Annotated in this window: 11 protein-coding genes and 3 pseudogenes; 10 read left to right on the top strand and 4 right to left on the bottom strand. The window is 36.4% G+C overall.

Features of this window, described 5'->3' with window-relative positions; genetic code table 11:
- Positions 1-4: 4 nt before the first annotated feature.
- Genes H3Z85_10440 through ribA form a run of 3 tightly spaced genes read left to right on the top strand, consistent with a single transcriptional unit; the run spans position 5 to position 1689 of the window.
- Positions 5-619, top strand: coding sequence for a DUF4254 domain-containing protein (locus H3Z85_10440; GenBank protein QPQ53690.1), 615 nt, complete (start codon positions 5-7; stop codon positions 617-619).
- A complete protein-coding gene (locus H3Z85_10435) occupies positions 616-1074 on the top strand; it encodes a hypothetical protein (protein QPQ53689.1) in 459 nt (152 codons plus the stop codon). The genes H3Z85_10440 and H3Z85_10435 overlap by 4 nt, the downstream gene beginning before the upstream one ends.
- An 18-nt stretch (positions 1075-1092) precedes the next feature.
- Positions 1093-1689: a GTP cyclohydrolase II gene (ribA, locus tag H3Z85_10430; protein ID QPQ53688.1), complete on the top strand. Its 597-nt coding sequence runs from the start codon at positions 1093-1095 to the stop codon at positions 1687-1689.
- 198 nt (positions 1690-1887) lie between these two features.
- Here ribA and H3Z85_10425 read toward each other — a convergent pair whose 3' ends face one another.
- Positions 1888-2430, bottom strand: coding sequence for a hypothetical protein (locus tag H3Z85_10425; GenBank protein ID QPQ53687.1), 543 nt, complete (start codon positions 2428-2430; stop codon positions 1888-1890).
- Positions 2431-2546: 116 nt separating this feature from the next.
- Here H3Z85_10425 and H3Z85_10420 point away from each other — a divergent pair, with 116 nt between their 5' ends.
- The 5 genes and pseudogenes from H3Z85_10420 (at position 2547) to H3Z85_10400 (ending at position 7528) form a co-directional block, all read left to right on the top strand.
- Complete coding sequence (locus tag H3Z85_10420; GenBank protein QPQ53686.1) at positions 2547-4250, top strand: glycoside hydrolase family 3 protein; 1704 nt, start codon at positions 2547-2549, stop codon at positions 4248-4250.
- A gap of 27 nt (positions 4251-4277) precedes the next feature.
- The gene (gene bshA / locus H3Z85_10415) at positions 4278-5426 is read left to right on the top strand and encodes an N-acetyl-alpha-D-glucosaminyl L-malate synthase BshA (protein QPQ53685.1); all 1149 of its coding nucleotides are present in this window, start codon (positions 4278-4280) and stop codon (positions 5424-5426) included.
- Between the two features lie 27 nt (positions 5427-5453).
- Positions 5454-6715 (top strand): annotated as a pseudogene (locus tag H3Z85_10410) (DUF2851 family protein).
- 75 nt (positions 6716-6790) lie between these two features.
- Positions 6791-7013 (top strand): annotated as a pseudogene (locus H3Z85_10405) (PspC family transcriptional regulator).
- 2 nt (positions 7014-7015) lie between these two features.
- Positions 7016-7528, top strand: coding sequence for a GNAT family N-acetyltransferase (locus H3Z85_10400; protein ID QPQ53684.1), 513 nt, complete (start codon positions 7016-7018; stop codon positions 7526-7528).
- A gap of 65 nt (positions 7529-7593) precedes the next feature.
- Here the strand turns inward: H3Z85_10400 and H3Z85_10395 are convergent, their stop codons facing one another.
- From H3Z85_10395 to H3Z85_10385, 3 genes are all read right to left on the bottom strand, one after another.
- Complete coding sequence (locus tag H3Z85_10395) at positions 7594-8331, bottom strand: SIMPL domain-containing protein (protein ID QPQ53683.1); 738 nt, start codon at positions 8329-8331, stop codon at positions 7594-7596.
- Positions 8332-8422: 91 nt separating this feature from the next.
- Complete coding sequence (locus H3Z85_10390) at positions 8423-9208, bottom strand: carboxypeptidase regulatory-like domain-containing protein (protein ID QPQ53682.1); 786 nt, start codon at positions 9206-9208, stop codon at positions 8423-8425.
- A 5-nt stretch (positions 9209-9213) separates the two neighbouring features.
- Entirely contained in the window at positions 9214-9960 is a 747-nt protein-coding gene (locus tag H3Z85_10385; GenBank protein QPQ53681.1) for a hypothetical protein, read from the bottom strand.
- A gap of 183 nt (positions 9961-10143) precedes the next feature.
- Between H3Z85_10385 and H3Z85_10380 the strand changes: the two are divergent.
- Together H3Z85_10380 and H3Z85_10375 are read left to right on the top strand one after the other, a co-directional pair.
- Positions 10144-13285, top strand: a pseudogene (locus H3Z85_10380) (UvrD-helicase domain-containing protein).
- Positions 13286-13454: 169 nt separating this feature from the next.
- Positions 13455-13859, top strand: coding sequence for a hypothetical protein (locus H3Z85_10375; protein ID QPQ53680.1), 405 nt, complete (start codon positions 13455-13457; stop codon positions 13857-13859).
- Positions 13860-13971 lie beyond the last annotated feature (112 nt).

Raw genomic sequence — 13971 nt, 5'->3', positions numbered from 1 at the left:
ATTAATGAATTTCACTGAGACTGCATGGAAAGTCTTCAATCAATGTATTGAAGACTATCACGTGTCTGATGACGTCAACACTCTAATTAATAACCCTTTCGAAAAAGATAGTTTGGAACGGATTTTGTATGCAAAGAACTGGATTGATACCGTTCAATGGCATCTGGAAGATATAATTAGAGATGAAAATATTGATCCGGCTGAAGCACTTCAACTGAAGAGAACAATAGATGCCTCCAATCAGAAAAGAACTGATCTGGTAGAATATATTGACAGCTGGTTCCTTAATAAGTTTGAAAATATAACTCCTAAACCTGACGCAAAAATAAATACGGAAACTCCCGCTTGGGCAGTAGACAGACTTTCCATTCTTGCGTTAAAAGTTTATCATATGTCATTAGAAGCTAATAGAGAATCCGCCTCTGAAGAACACAGAAAAAATTGCCAGGCCAAACTGGATGTTCTGCTTATTCAGAAGGAAGATCTGTCAACTTCTATTAACCAGTTGCTTGCTGATATTGAAAACGGTAATATTAAGATGAAGGTATACAAACAAATGAAAATGTATAACGATGAAAGTCTTAATCCAATCCTTTATCAAAAAGGGCAACAAAAATGAAAAGACTAGTTTTTTTTGGAGTACTAATCATATTAACATCTTCCTGCGCAACGGAAAAGCTCAACCTTTCTCCGCTGTCAAACAACTTTTACAGTGAGACCAAAGGCTCTGATTCTGACAGAGGCTCAAAAAAGAGCTTTAATATTAATGTCAAAGAAAATGTAAATGCCTCTGAGATTTCAAACCTGATCTCTACCTTTCCCAAGTTTAAGAACAACGGATTGAATGATGAGATTACCAGCATGAAATACAGCCTTCAGAACTATTTATATGCCATTGATGCCAACAACTCTTCAGGTAAGAGCAGAGCACTGAAAAGCTTCGAAAAATCATACAGAAAAATTCAGAAATCAAGACAAAGTCTCGATAAAGATGATGACGAAGTTATCAACAGATATCTGGTAAGGTTAAAAACCAATGTCTCTGTCATTGAAGATGCTTTGTCAGGAAGTTAAAAACTAATTGAACAATCAATGATTAAAATTCAGGCGGAAGCCAATGTTCCAACAGAACACGGTACTTTCCGAATGATCGCTTTCTCCGAAAACGAAAACGACTGGATGCCACATATGGCTATCGTCGCTGAAAATACAGATTTTTCAAAACCTGTGAATGTTCGTTTTCATTCAGAATGTATTACCGGAGAAGTTTTCCATTCAAAAAAATGTGAATGTGGCCAGCAACTGGACGCTGCAATGAAATACATCCATGAAAATGGCGGCATTATCATTTATCTCCGTCAGGAAGGCAGGAATATTGGCATCATCAATAAACTTAAAGCATATTCTTTACAGGAAAAAGGACTGGATACCGTACAAGCCAATCTGGAGCTGGGACTCCCTGCTGACGACAGAAACTTTGGCGTAGCGATTGAAATCCTTAATGTACTGGACGTAAAAGATATCAATCTTTTGACTAATAATCCGGAAAAGGTAAAATATGTAGTGGATAGCAATGTACATCTTAATTCAAGAGTTCCGTTACAGATTCCCGCAAATGAAATCAGTAAAGGATATCTCCAGACTAAAAAAGACTTCTTTGGACATCTTCTCGATGACAATGATAAGTAAATAAAAACAAAAGCTTCAGTTTCTCTGAAGCTTTTTTATTTGGTCTATATTTTTGCTTTGCATCAAAACCTTTACACACTATCTTTTATAACCTCCTGAAGTCATAAAATTGTAAACAACAGATCATCAAATCAAAAGCCCCGGAAGAATAATTCTCCCGGAGCTTTTTTTAATTATAAAAAACTGAAAAGATATTTCTTAATTTACTCTTACTGATGGCACATTAGAATCATTAAGATTATAATATTTTACCACAGCATTGTAGTCGCTGTAATCAACAGGTGCTTTAGCTGACTTGTTGCTCGTACCAGTTGTATTCGCAGGAACAATAATAATTCTAAATGTTTGATTAGTCAAATACGTTTGTCTTTCCGCAGAAGTCATTGTATTCTGGTCAAAATTAGCTTTAGTTGTTATATCAACATTATCTTTATTGAAAATAAAGTTATAATCCAATTCTCTACCAGTTGACAGAAAATAAGCCTTTGGAATTTGTTGCCAAATAGCACTGTTATTAGAGTTTGAATTGATATTTCTATATACTAATAGACCATCTGTACTCTTCAATCCTAGTCCTTGTGAAATAGTAAAGTCCGCATTATTAGCTCCAGTAAAGGTTCCAGTGATATCTTTCATCTGGAAATTCGCATTCTGTTGTACCACAACATCATCTTTATTGTCGCAGCTATATGATAAGAATCCAATTCCGGCTAATAGCATAAATGGAAGAATTTTTTTCATTTCTATAAAAGTTTAGTTATTATTTATATTGCGTATTCAAATCATATACCAAAAATTTCAAAAACGTTGTTTTTGTCAATTTTTTTAATTGTATTTTTGTTCTTATTCAAAAAGTCATGAAGAAATTATTATATACTTCTATCTTTATTGCTGCATTCATAAGCCCTAAAGCTATGGCTCAGTATCAGCCGAAAAATACTTCTCCGGAAGATATAAAAAAGGCCCGGCAATGGGTTGAGAAGACTTACAAAAATCTTTCTCAGGATGAAAAGCTGGGACAGCTCTTTATTGTTGCATTATATACCAATAAAGGTGAAGATTTCATCAGCCAGGTAAGGAATATTGTTGTGAATGATAAAATCGGAGGATTGATCTTAATGCAGGATGATGCTGCAAGAGAAATTAGCCTTGTGAATGAATTCCAGCAAAAATCCAGAATTCCTTTAATGATTGGTATGGATGCAGAATGGGGGCTGTTTCAGAGAATAGCAACAGCACACAAATTTCCGTGGGCCATGACATTGGGTGCGATTCAGGATAAAGACCTGATCCATCAGATGTCTGCCAAAATTGCAGAAGACTGCCACAGAATGGGGATCAACTGGGATTTTGCTCCGGTAGTTGATGTGAATACCAATCCTAATAATCCAATCATTGGGAACAGAAGCTTTGGTTCAGAAGTTCCTAATGTGATCAGTTCTGCCCTATCTTATTCTAATGGTCTCCAGGACAATAATATACTAGCTGCCATCAAGCATTTTCCCGGACACGGTGATACCAGTACTGATTCTCATCTTGACCTTCCTGTGGTTTCTCACAATATCGAAAGGCTTAATACAACAGAATTAGCGCCATTCAAGGCCTTGATGGATAAAGGAATCGGGGGTGTAATGGTTGCCCATTTATATGTTCCAAGTCTGGAATCAGGCAAAGGGATTCCGGCTTCTGTTTCTAAAAATATTATCACAGGTCTGCTTAAAAATCAATTAGGGTATAAAGGTTTAATCATTACTGATGCCTTAAATATGGGTGCAGTGGCCAATAAGTATAAACCCGGAGAACTGGACGCCTTGGCATTCGCTGCAGGAAATGATATTATGCTTTTCTCACAAGGTGTTTCTGAAGGAAAAAAATTAATTCAGAAAGCCATTGATAAAGGGGAAATTCCTCAGTCAAGAGTAGAAGAAAGTGTAAAGAAAATATTACTGACCAAATATTTCCTGGGACTTACTCAGTATACTCCGAAAAACCCTGAAAATATTAATTCTGATTTAAATAATGAATCACACAGAATATTGGTTCAGAATCTTTATGCCAATGCATTGACGTTACTAAAAGACGATAAAAAACTGCTTCCGATACCGGGAAAACAAGTGTATTATATTCCATTGGAAGAAGCACCTTATCAAACTTTTGCCAACCGGCTAGGCTCAAATGTCATCATCAAAAAGGCATCTGAAATTAATTCTATACCGGCAGGTTCAACGGTAATTGCTGGATTGCATAAGGATAATTCAACGGCTTATAAACCTTATAAAATATCTGCAGAATCTAAAAAAGTACTTGCAGATCTTACTCAAAATCAAAATGTAATCCTGAATGTTTTTGGAAGTGCCTACGCTTTAAAAGATATTGATATTTCAAAAATATCTACAGTTCTGGTTTCTTATGAAAACAATGATGATTCGATGAATGCAACAGCTGATGCTTTAAATGGAAAAACAAAAATCTCGGGAAGGCTTCCTGTATTGGTAAATGACCAATTAAAAGCAGGAATGGGAATTGATCTAGATCCGGCTTCTCAGAAGAATAATAAATAATACAACATCAAAAACAACAATAATCAAATGAAAATAGGCATACTTTGCTATCCTACCTATGGTGGAAGCGGAATTGTAGCAACAGAACTTGGGATGTCTCTTGCCAATAAAGGATATGAGGTGCATTTTATAAGCTCCGCACTTCCTGCAAGACTAGACATTACCAATCCCAATATTTTCTTTCACAGGGTAAATGTTCAGACCTATCCCCTTTTTCAATATCAGCCGTATGATATTGCTTTAAGTTCTATGATTTACAGGGTCGTGAATCTTTACAAACTGGATCTGCTTCATGCTCATTATGCCATTCCTTATGCGTATGCAGCGTTTACAGCTAAGCAAATGCTCAAGGAAGACAATAATGATATCCCTCTGGTAACGACATTGCACGGTACTGATATCACTCTTGTTGGGCAGCACCCGAGTTATAAGCATGCGGTAGAATTTTCTATCAATAAGTCGGATGCAATTACTTCGGTTTCTGAAAGCCTGAAAAAGGATACTCTTCAATTTTTTAATATCAAAAAAGAAATCCAGGTGATCACCAACTTTATTGATAATACTGAATTTGATGATTGCTCAGAATGTCAGAGAACTCAATTTGCCAATCCTGATGAAAAGATCCTGATTCACGTGTCCAACTTACGTCCTGTAAAGCGTGTGGATGAAGTGCTGCAGATCTTTAAAAGCGTGGAGAAAAAAGTAAAATCTAAACTTATCATTATCGGGGAAGGTCCGGATATGGAAAAAGTGAACCAGTTCCTCGAGGAGAATCCGGAACTTATCTCAAAAATCCGTCTGCTGGGGAAAGTAAATGATCTTTACAAGATTTTACAGCTTTCCGATGTATTTTTACTTCCTTCCGAACAGGAAAGTTTTGGTTTGGCGGCCCTGGAAGCAATGGCGGCTTATACCCCAGTTATCAGCTCGAATGCGGGAGGAATTCCGGAGGTCAACATTCAGGGAGAAACCGGATTTCTGGCTGAGATTGGAAATGTAGAAGCAATGAGCAATTACACCATTAAGCTCTTGAGCAATGAAGAGCTTTTAACCAAAATGAAGCAAAATGCGAAAGATCAGGCGATAAAGTTTGACTTGAAAAACATTCTTCCTATCTATGAGAAAATGTATAGAACGACCATAGAAAATTTTAATAAGGAACTGACGAAAGTATAATATTTCTATTATATTTATCGTCAGCTTATGACGGAAAAATTACTTCAATATCTTTGGAACTATAAGGTTTTCAAACATTTTGACTTCAAGGATATTGAAGGAAATTCCGTTGAAATTATACACTTTGGAAAGTGGAATACCAATGCCGGCCCGGATTTTCTGGATGCAAAAATTAAAACCAACGGCCTCGTTTTAGCCGGTAATATAGAGCTTCATGTCCGCTCTTCGGACTGGATTTTTCATAATCATTCTCAGGATCCCAATTATAAAAACATTATTCTTCACGTCATTTTCCTTTATGACGTAGAAATTAACGACCACACCACAAAAGGAATCCCCACATTGGAACTGAAAGATTATATTGATGAAAATATTATCACTTCATATGAAAATCTTATCAAAGGAAGCCAGTTTATTGCCTGTGAAAAGATCTTTACAAAGGAAAAAATTCCCGTTAATTTTCACGACGCAAATATTCTGAAAAAGCTGGAAGAAAAATCTGAGGAATTTGAGCAATGTCTTGTTCGGCACAAAAATGATTTTGAAGCCGTTTTATTTCACAGCTTTGCCTACTCTTTCGGGCTCAAGGTAAATGCTCATATTTTCAGGCAAATTGCTGAAAGTATTGATTATGGCATTATCAATAAAATCCGTCAAAATCCCCTGCAACTCGAAGCATTATTTTTTGGAATTTCCGGATGGCTGGATCATCCTGAAGATATGTATATGAAACATTTAAAACGAGAATTTGAGTTTCTAAAAAGAAGTTCACCATAGCAGACTTACAGTTTCATCCTAAATTCTTACGGTTAAGACCTCCCAATTTCCCTACCATCAGGTTATCTCAGCTGGCAGATCTCTATTTCCAGCATCAGAATTTGTTTTCAAAAATCATTAAAGTGGAAAGTGCAGATCAGCTGTATGAAATTTTTTCTTCGATAAAAGCTTCTGAATACTGGGATTTTCATTTTAATTTTGGAACGATTTCAAAAATGCAGCCTAAGGCATTAAGTAAAGAATTTATTGACCTTGTTCTTTTGAATACCGTTCTTCCCTTAAAATACGTCTATCACAGATATCATCATGAAGAAGCTGCAGATGAAATCATTGAATTCTACCGACATATTACCGCGGAAAAAAACTCAGTAATCCGGAACTGGAAAAGCCTTGGAGTAACGATTAACAATGCACTGGAAAGTCAAACTATGATTTTTCACTATAAAAACTACTGTGAGCACAAGAACTGTCTGGCCTGCGGTATAGGGTTTAGACTTTTAAAGGAACAATAGCATTTTTAACTCTTCAAAAATAATCAAAAAAATTGCGTATCTTGCAGTATCAGATTAAACTAAAAAAATCTTGAAATGCTAAGTAATATCCGTCATAAAATGGAAAGAGAGTGGTTTGGAGTCCTGACAAGAATGGGCGCTAAACTGGGAATCCCTGTATCTAAATTAAGGATTTTCTTCATCTACTCCACTTTTGCCACTGCAGGTTTTTTTCTTTCTGATTTATCTGGGATTAGCATTCACCCTTTGGATTAAAGATATCTTCATTACCAGAAGACCAAGCGTTTTTGATTTATAATTATGGAATTTTTACCGATTACTTATGCTGAGGATGATAGAGTTCAGGAGATCTATAATTCTTATATCAGCACTTTTCCTGTAGACGAGCAAAGAGACAAAGATCAGTTTTTGGATTTATTTTCAAATCCACATGTTAGCTTTATGTCTGTGATCCATGAGAAGGAGGCCATTGGATATCTTATTCTCTGGAAAATGAGTTCGTTTGTTTTTGTGGAGCATTTCGAGGTATTTGAAGCCTTCAGAAGTAAAAAGCTGGGATCTCATATCGTTAATCACCTGACGGAAAATTATCCCCATGTCATTTTGGAAATTGAGCCGGCTGATTTGAGCGAAGATGCTACGCGCCGTTACTCTTTTTACCAGAGGAATAATTTCAGCCTGGTTGACACCACTTATATTCAGCCAAGCTATGGCGAAGGGAAACAGTCTTTGAACCTTTGGTTGCTGGCCAACTATACTCCTGAAAATATAGAAGAAATCAAAAAAGAAATTTGTGATATTATTTATCCTTAAAATATAAAACGCCGGAAATTCCGGCGTTATTTTGTTTACAGAGGATTTAGAATTCGTATCAACACTTAATTTACTTCATATTCAAGCTTAATAGTAATACTGGCTTCTTTTTCTTTCGACGAAGTATTAAAAGTCCCGCCATATGAGTAATCTTCATTTGAATTGGGTGCTGTGATCTGGATTACTCCCATCGTTGCCTTTTTAAGATTTCCCAAGCTGCTTCCAGAGTTTTCTGCAATCTTTGCTGCTCGTTCTTTTGCATCTTTTGTAGCACTGGCGATCATTTCCTGCTTTACCGTGGCCAGTTTTGTATAGAAATAGGAAGGTGAAGAAGAAGTAAATTCTATTCCGCGATTGATAATTTCCGTAATATTTCTGGACAGGTTCTCAATTTTACCAACTTCCTTACTTTCGATAGATACTTTTTGAGTCAGGTTGTATCCGGAAAACTCACCCTGTACATAATTTCCATTGGAATCATTGTAACTTCTGAACTGTTTCTGAATATCTACTGAAGAAAATACGATTTCGTTCTGTTTGATTCCCTTAGAGACCAGATAGTCATTGATCACTTTCCTGTCGAGTGCCAGCTCATCATAAGCAGATTTTAAGTCTATATTATTTTTAGAAAAACTTCCTGACCAGGTGATCAGATCGGATGTAAATTGTTTGGTTCCAAGACCGGTTACAGAAATGGTATTTTCAGATTTATTACGATTCTTGATGGCATTTCCTAAAAAGCCAAGACCAATAATAAAGCCTAAGGCTATGACCACCGCTACTGCAATATTACTTTTATTCATAAAATTTGAGAATTTGGTTTGTTTTTATTCTAACGCATCAATTTCTGTTCCAGTATTTTAAACCAAAAACGAATAGCCTTATCCGGTATCGCTACTTTGAAGAATCTTGCAATCTTTCGAGAAAAAGTGGTATTGTCTCTTCTAACCTCAGCAAAACGCCTGAAAGGTTTCTTGCTTTCACATAGGTTCGTACCTGAGGTTTTGCTACAAATGAAAACTGTATAAATTCTGAAATCCTGTCTGCAGGAATTCCGGCTTTAATAAAGTATTCGTCTTCTACCCTGTTTCTGATCCAGGCAATATGCTCCTGCAGGTCATCATATCTATACTGCCGCTTCTGTTTTTTGGCCTTTCCGCTTATTAAATCATATAATCCCTGAACATTCAGGTTTCCCAGCAATATAGGCAGGAGAACAGTTTTCACTTCTGCCGGTTTTTCTCTCATTTTCCCGACCGGTTGTGGCAGGCCGACAGCATTTCTTACCTGCTCACCTTTATCTGCTTTGGCTACGATTCTGGAGTCCTGATCGAGATCACCGGAAAGCTTTTTTACGATTTTCACCTCCCCGACATCTTTAGGAATCTGATAAAGAGTGATCAACAATTGTGAATTAATTCCATTGATAAGAACTCTTCGGGAGACTCTTGTAAAATCTTCTTTGACAAACCTAAGCTCATCATTGGGAGATGCTTCTATAGAGAACATTCCCTGTGAATCTGAAGACGTTTTTTTATCGGAGGCCATATTGACGACGGTTACCGCACTTAAACTTTCACCACTTTCATCGGTGATACGTCCGGTGATGGTTTGTTGTGAAAAAATGTTTATGGTCGATAGAAAAGCCAGACAAAGGCATAATCTGAGAAAAATTTTCATACGTGTTAATTCCGGGGTTGTGGGGTACGATAGGATGAAATTCTTACCAAAACAAAACGCTGGAACCTGTATAGATCTGCATCACTACAATATCCGTATTTCAGGATTTTTTTTCTTTCAAAACCACCTGCAAGAACATAGGAAATAAAATGATCTATCAAGGGTTTTTCTATTTTAAGATTGGTAAAATACTCATCCCCAAGGCTTGCTTTGATATAGTTCATTAAATCAATATCATCCCACTTATCTTTCGCTTTTCCGATCGAAAATCCTTCTCCTTTCGGCTGCACAAATTCTCCCGGTCTTGCAGCCAGTATTCTAGGATCAGACTTCTGTGCAATATACCGATCAATTTCTTTGGTAAGTTTTTGTACTTTCTGGGGTTTGTTATAAGTCCGTGAATCAATTTTCAGATTCCCAGTAAGCCCCTGTTTTACTTGAACTTCAGGAATTTCTATGGTGGTACGTACCAAAGTGACATTGATAGGAGCCTGTATATTTTCCTGGGATATTCTTTTAGACAAACGATCATATCCCGCCTTTATAAAACGTAATTCATCTCCTGCTTTTCCGGAAATCATAAAATGTCCGTCAGTATTGGAAAGTACCATTTCATCAGTCCTTATATTGATTACGTTGACATCCTGCATTTCAGTCCCGCTTTCGGAAATCACTTTACCGAAAATGTAAGTTTGGGCATGGGTTTTAATAAAAAAAATAAGGGGAAGGATAAGGAATAGTTTAAATTTCACGGGATACTTTTTATAAAACAAAGCTAAAATTATTTTTAACGTGGACCACAAGTTTAACCACCCTTAACGTGTTTTAATATTTATTTTCTTTTTTTACCCCTGAAACTGATCAATAGCCCGATTAATTTGTTAAAGTTTCTTTTAAATTTTAGCTAACTTGCAGTCTCAATACGACCTTTTACAATGGAAAATTCTTACACAGTCATCAATGCTTCAGCAGGATCAGGAAAAACATATGCCCTGGTTCAAAGGCTTCTGATGATCTGTCTCCGCTATCCTAATCAACAGCAATCGATCAGGAATATTCTCGCCCTGACTTTCACCAACAAAGCAGCGAATGAGATGAAGGAAAGGATTTTATCATGGTTAGGAAACTTCGCCTCCCAAGATTTTGCATACAATACAGACCTGAGAAATATACAGAAAGCATTTGAAGCAGAAGGTTTAAAAATTACCATTGATGAGCTTCATGTTCGCTCAAAGAGGCTTCTGGATTATATTCTGCACAATTACTCTACACTGAATATCGGAACCATTGACCGTTTTAATTCAAGGCTGGTAAGGAGTTTTTCTTATGAATTGGGCCTGGCTAAAAATTTTAATCTTGAAATTGAAGCTGAACCCTTCCTGATCGAAGCTGTGGATAAAATGCTGGATAAGATCGGTGAGAATGAAACGATTTCCAATTCTTTCATGGATTATGTAGACTACAGTCTTGAAAACAATGAGAGAATTAACCTCAACAAAAACCTGTATGATTCTGCCAAGGAGTTTGTAAAGGATATTCATTATGAGCATCTGAAAAATAACAGTGATTTTGACGATGCCAATTATGAAAATATAAAAAAATGTACTCCGCAAAGAAATTGTCCTAAACAAAAAGCAGGCTACAGAGCTTGCTGCAAAATCCATTGAATTATTTAAAGCAAGAAATATTGAGATTGAAGATTTTGCCCAGGGTAAAAACGGTATCGGAGGATTTTTCACAAAAGTGATTGACTTTTACCAGCAGAAAAGACCAGGCTTTCCGTTTCCTACCACACAGGAAGACTCTGTGGTGAACAATTACAGAAAGGGAGCTTCTTCAAAATCGAAACATAAAGAAGCTGAGATTTTTGAAATTCTTGATCAGCTTCTTGAAAACAGAATGCAGCTCATCCTTCTGTACATTGAAACTCAGAAGAAGGAGAAAGTCTTATCTGCCCTTCTTCCTTTGAAAGTAAATAAAGATATTCAGGATGAACTCAGAAAAATTGAGGAAGAAAATGACCTTGTACTATTGTCTAAGTTTAACATCCTGATCAATGAGAATCTCAAAAATGAACCTTCTGCTTTTATTTACGAAAAAGTAGGAGCTCAATTTCAGCATTATTTCTTTGATGAATTTCAGGATACTTCCGAGCTACAATGGCAGAACTTTGTTCCTTTGAGAGATCACAGTGTTTCTTCAGAATATACCTCATTTACGCTCGTTGGCGATCCCAAACAAAGTATTTACAGATTCCGTGGCGGGGAGAGCAAGCTGATGCTGGACATCATTAATAAAAAGAATTTTCCCCTAAGGAAGCAGATCTTCTTGTTTTAAAAGACAACTGGAGAAGCGCCCGCAATATTGTCCGGTTTAATAATGAGTTGTATCGTTTTCATTCCGAAGGACTGGAAGAGGAGCATAAGAATATTTTTGGAACAGATGCTGAACAAAGCCCCAGATCTCAACTTGAAGGCCGGGTAAAAGTAAACCTCATAGACAATCTCACCAACGAAGAATTTTACGATGACACTTCAGACAGAATGTGTAAAGATATTCAGGAGTGTCTGGATAATGGTTTTACATTTTCAGATATTACGATTCTCTGTCGTGGAAATTTTGATATTTTCAGTTATTCTCAAAAACTGGGTAACCTGAAAGTGAAATACCGTGGTGAGGAAACCAATATCAAAACAATTTCAGATAAAGGGCTTACGCTGGAGCTTTCGAGTACTTTAAAAGCCGTTATTGAGTTTCTCAGATGGGAAATCAATCCTAAAAACAGGACCTGCCTGATTATGATGATGTACCATCTGAATACATTGGGACGCTGTCGGTATGGCTGATTTCACATGGGAAATGAAGGAAATTCTTGACATTGAAAGTCATGAAGAAATTCTTCATTTTCTCCGACAAAAGTATTCATTACAGCTGAAACAGGATAATTTCCCAAGATTCAACCTGTATAATTTTATAGAATATTACATCAATGAATTTTCGGTGGAGAATAAAGAAACCGACTTCCTGCTCAATTTCATGGAAATGCTTTTTAACTTTACTCAGAATGCAGGAGCAAGTACGAAAGAATTCCTGAAATATTGGGATGAGGAAGCTTCTTCTTACACCATTCAGGCCTCTGAAAATATCGATGCCATCCAGATTATGACCATTCATAAGTCTAAAGGGCTGGAGTTTCCTATCGTCTTTATTCCTATGATGAATAAGAATCGGGACAATGAATTTACGAATTGGTTTGATACCAGTGAGAACTCTGCTTTAAAATCAGTCAATATCAACCAATTCAGTAAAAACCTCGAAACGTACGACGAAGAAATTCAGGCATTCAATAGAAAAAATTCTTATAAAAACCTGATTGACCGTCTGTGCCTTCAATATGTTGCAACAACCCGACCTGTTGAGCAGTTATTTTTCTATATTCAAAAAGCCAACAAAACTTCAAATAATCTGGAGTTGCTAGAGTTCCTTCAAACAAAAAATACGGAAAATGCGGATGAGTTTGACTTGTATGAGGTACATCCTGAAATGTTAAAAAAACATTCCCGTGATAAAACCTCATCTTTTAAAACCCAGAATATCCAAAATCTGAAAAATGTCAATGAAAAGAGCACTTCCATCAAAATTGCAACTCCTTCAAAAAATTATCAGGTAAGAAATGAGAAGGTAAGAATCGGGCTTTTTGTCCATGAGCTTCTTTCCAAAATCAATACAGAAAAAGATATTTCCAGGGTACTGGAAGCGTATGCTCTGGAAGGGCAGATTACCATTGAAGAGAAAAATGAAATTCAGAGCAAGCTGGAAGAGATTGTCAGGACTTATTCAGAATTCTTTGATGAAAAGTGGGAAGTTATTAATGAGAAAGATATCATGATTTCGGAAAGAGGTAAGAGCTATATTTCAAGACCTGACCGTATTTTAAAAAGTGATGAGGGCTATATCATTATTGACTTTAAAACCGGGGAAGAGAAGATGAAAGATGAAGCGCAGGTTGAAAGATATAAGAATATTCTTGAGCATCTGGGTAGAAAAGTTCTAAAAACGCAGGTCATTTATCTCTGATCCTTCTTCATAGCTACATTCCGTAAATATCGTAGAACTACGACATAAAATCGTAGAATTACTACAAATACTGAAACTTAATGGTAAAAATTTTTAAGTTTAATTGAAGAAATATACATTTGTGTCAGAATCACAGAAAGCATATTAATTAACCAGAAAATTTACAACCATGGCAGCAAACTCAAGAGGAATCTTAAAATTCAACGGAAGTGAAGGGCAAAAGCTATTAAAACTGAAATACAGCGTATCCAGATCTACAGATGTATCGGGACGTGTAGCTTCAGACCCTTCTAATGCCCTTATAAAACTGACTGTAGAAGCTACAGAAAAATCTGACATCCTTGAAACATTACTTAACGGAAAATACAAACCTACCAAAGGGGAAGTTATTTTCAATAAGTCTCATGAGGAAGGAACTTTAATTACTTTAAACTGGGAAAACGGATATGTGATCCAGCATGAGGTAGAGTTCGATGCTGTTGACAGCAATAGCATGCTGATCAGCTTTGTGGTAAGCGCGGAAACCATTGACTACGGAACTTCACAGTATTTGGGACTGTGGCCTGCTTCTTAATTTCCAGCAATCAACAAATTACAAAGATCATTCTTAAGCAGGATGGTCTTTTTGTCTCTGTTAACAAAATATCGGCTTTCAAGGAAATATGAGATTTATTTCCTGCGAAAAG

The organism is Chryseobacterium indologenes, from assembly GCA_016025055.1.
Lineage (GTDB): Bacteria > Bacteroidota > Bacteroidia > Flavobacteriales > Weeksellaceae > Chryseobacterium > Chryseobacterium indologenes.
The sequence above is the reverse complement of the archived record's forward strand: the minus strand, read 5'-3'. Positions and strand labels throughout refer to the sequence as shown.